The sequence below is a fragment of the Negativicutes bacterium genome, assembly GCA_021372785.1.
GTDB lineage: Bacteria > Bacillota > JAAYKD01 > JAAYKD01 > JAAYKD01 > JAJFTT01.
This window is the reverse complement of the sequence record JAJFTT010000043.1, coordinates 1-3402: the sequence shown is the minus strand read 5'-3', so window position 1 is coordinate 3402 and position 3402 is coordinate 1. Positions and strand designations below refer to the sequence as shown.

Annotated in this window: 2 protein-coding genes; both read left to right on the top strand. The window is 47.7% G+C overall.

Features of this window, described 5'->3' with window-relative positions:
- The first annotated feature begins 637 nt into the window (after positions 1 to 637).
- The gene (locus tag LLG09_05865) at positions 638 to 2422 is read left to right on the top strand and encodes an ABC transporter ATP-binding protein/permease (GenBank protein ID MCE5196639.1); all 1785 of its coding nucleotides are present in this window, start codon (positions 638 to 640) and stop codon (positions 2420 to 2422) included.
- On the top strand, positions 2422 to 3402 hold a 981-nt coding region (locus LLG09_05860), incomplete at its 3' end, for an ABC transporter ATP-binding protein (protein ID MCE5196638.1). The genes LLG09_05865 and LLG09_05860, both read left to right, overlap by 1 nt.

The following is a 3402-nucleotide window of genomic DNA, read 5'->3' as shown; positions in this document are numbered from 1 at the left end:
TCCATCCTAGCATTTGGCTGCTTCTGCTTGTCAAGGGTTCGCTGCGCCAGCTGAGGTGTACAAGTTGTCGGCGAAGGCTCAAAAAGCAATTATGCCGCTCTTCGGTAACCTTCACCGGATTTCTGCATTGCGTAGATTAAGTGTATCAACTTCTTGACTGCATGAGAAATAGCGACATTACTGCAAAGGACTGTGGTTAGAGCCTTTTTGAAACCGTCGTGTGGTAGGGGCTGAAACCAATCCACAGCATCCCTTACAGTGTAGCACAAAGACCTTGGAGTGGGTCTCAAAACTACTACTATATAATACGAGGGGCTGTCGTATGTCTTAAAGACATATGGTAGTCCTTTTAATTCGTCTTTCTAAACATTTTCAGTGTGTAGAGGAAAATTATTTCTATTGACAGAAGGTTTTAGATGTTAAGCATATTGACAAAGACTCCTTTGTCAAGTATAATTTCTGCGAATGTGAATGAATAAACGAGGGGATCGTTGTTTTTACTCTGTCAGTCTCAGCTTCATCTGCCCATCTTAGGTTGCAGCAGTGCCGGGTGGTTTCGAATCGTTGAGATCAAATCGGCAGGTCATTCGGTAAAATGCGCTTAGCTCGGCGCAGATGGAAAGGGGGAAGCTTCGGAATGAATGTTTATGCGCGATTATTAAAAGAATTCATGGCGAAATACTGGGCACGTTATCTGGTTGCCTTTCTTCTCGTCAATATCATTGCTTTGATGAGCCTGATTTCACCGCTGCTGACGGAAAAAATCATCGACGTTTTTATTCCGGCGGGAGATCTCTCATCGATTGCCCTGTACGCCGGGCTGGTTTTAGCCGTTGCCGTCGTTAAAACCGCAATCACGTTTGCGCAACGTTATAATATCGAATTTACAGCGCAGAAAGTGATTTATGATATGCGCAATCGTTTATATCAGCATTTACAGACATTGTCTTTTAGCTTTTTCGATCAGAATAGAACCGGTGAATTAATGTCGCGCATGACTTCCGACGTTGCCACCCTGCAGAGAGCAATGGGGATGGGTTTCATCAATCTTTTCTCCGCTTCGCTGACCATTATTTACACTCTGGGACTCTTGTTCAGCAAAAATTGGCGGCTGACCCTGATGTCCTTGATTTTCATGCCATTTCTGGTTTGGTCTGTCACGCAATTTGCCGTGAAAGTGCGTCCAACTTTTCGCATGGTACGGGATCAGATGGGCATCTTCTCGGCCGCCATGCAAGAGAGTATTACCGGGGTGCGCGTCGTCAAAGCCTTTGCACAGGAAGATTATGAAATTGAGAAATTTCTCAAAGAGAATCAAAACTATTATGATAAGAATCTGATTTCGGTGCGTTTGGAAGCCTTTTACGCCCCTCTGATGAGTTTTATTTCCAATATGGGAACCGTCTTTCTGATTTGGTATGGCGGCAGGCAAGTAATCGGCGGCAGCATTACTTTAGGTGAATGGACGGTTTTCAACACGCTTTTAGCGCAGCTGATTCAGCCGATACGCCAGTTTGGCATGTTGATTTCCATGGTGCAGCGTGCGGTTGCTTCCGGTCAACGGATTTTTGAGGTGCTGGATACCCAAAGCGATGTGGCGGATGCGCCTGGCGCAATCACGCTGCCGCCTTTAGCAGGCCATGTGGTGATGGATCATGTTTTCTTCAGTTACGACAATCGCACCTTTGTACTGGAAGATATCTGTTTGGAAGCCCTGCCGGGTCAGACGATTGCGATCTTGGGTTCGACCGGTTCCGGTAAAAGTTCAGTCATCAATTTGGTCCCCCGCTTTTATGACCCGCAAAAAGGCACGGTGCGTATCGACGGTTACGACTTAAAAGAGGTCACGATCGATTCTCTGCGCCGGCAGGTTGGTATTGTGCTGCAGGAAACCTTCCTCTTTAACGACAGCCTGCGGAATAACATTGCCTACGGCAAGCCGGACGCCACACTGGAGGAGATTATCTCTGCTGCCAAAGCGGCCAGAATCCACGAATTCATTCAAACCTTACCGGACGGTTATGATACGGTGGTGGGGGAACGCGGGGTTGGCCTTTCCGGCGGGCAGAAGCAGCGGATGGCCATCGCCAGAGCGCTGCTGATGCAGGCGAAGGTTTTGATTTTGGATGAATCAACTTCCAGCGTCGATACGGAGACAGAGCATGCCATTCAGCAGGCTTTTGCCAAGTTAACCGAGAACTGCACTACCTTTATCATTGCCCAGCGCCTTTCTACCATCCGCAATGCCGATAAAATTGTGGTCCTGGATAAAGGCCGTATCGTGCAGGAAGGCACGCATGAGCAGCTGCTGCTTGATACGGAAGGGATTTATCATCAGATTTATGAAATGCAACTGCGTCCGCAGGAACAACCAACCATTGTGCCTGCCGCTTCGGACTTAGCGTCAGGGGGTGAGCTATAATGGGAATGCGCGGAACGAACAGTGATGACGATAAAAAGCCTCTCAATGAGCTGGATCCGCAGCTTTTTATCCGCCTGGGTTCTTTTGTCAAACCTTATACCATGAAAATGGTGATTTCCATCTTTTGCATGCTGATGACCTCTGCCACCAGCCTGATTGCCCCAACCCTGCTGCGCTATGCCATTGATTACGGTATGGTTGCGAAAAATCAAGTGGTTATCAACCAAATCGTGATCGTCTATGTGTTGGCGTATGCGGCCAACTGGTTCTTTACTTATTGGCAGACCTATCTGATGTCAAAGGTGGGTCAGGATATCATTTTTGATATTCGGCAAACCCTCTTTACGAAAATCCAGGAGCTGGGCCTGAAGTTCTATGACAAGTGGCAAGCCGGCCGGATCATGTCGCGTTTGACCAACGATATTGACGCGCTCAATCAACTCGTTACTTCGGGCTTAACCAACATCATCAATGATCTTTTTACCCTGATTACCATCACGGTAATCATGCTGCTGATGAACTGGCGGCTGGCGCTGATCTGCTTTTTGACTCTGCCGCTGATTATTTTCACCACCGTTTATTTTACAACACATATGCGGCAAGCTTATTTTCTGGTGCGGCGGCGGATTGCGGATGTCAATGCCAATTTGCAGGAGAGCATTTCCGGGATTAAGGTTACGCAGTCATTTACACGGGAAAATAAAAATTTACAGCGTTTTGCTCAGGTCAATCAAGAAAATTTCGACGCCAATATGATCGCAGGCGTCCTGCATGCCGCTTTCTTCCCCCTGGTTGAATGTATTGGCGCTTTGGGGATTGCGCTCGTGCTCGGCTTCGGCGGTGTTTTTGTCGTGAAAAATTTGGGCGGCATGACGGTCGGCATGGTCAGCGCCTTTATGGTTTACGTGACACGTTTCTTCACACCGATCCGTGACCTCTCCAATGAACTGAATACCATTCAATCGGCCGGTGTTTCTCTG

Coding starts and splice junctions, on each gene's coding strand:
- LLG09_05865 (MCE5196639.1), top strand. CDS start 638: ATGAATGTTTATGCGCGATTATTAAAAGAATTCATGGCGAAATACTGG.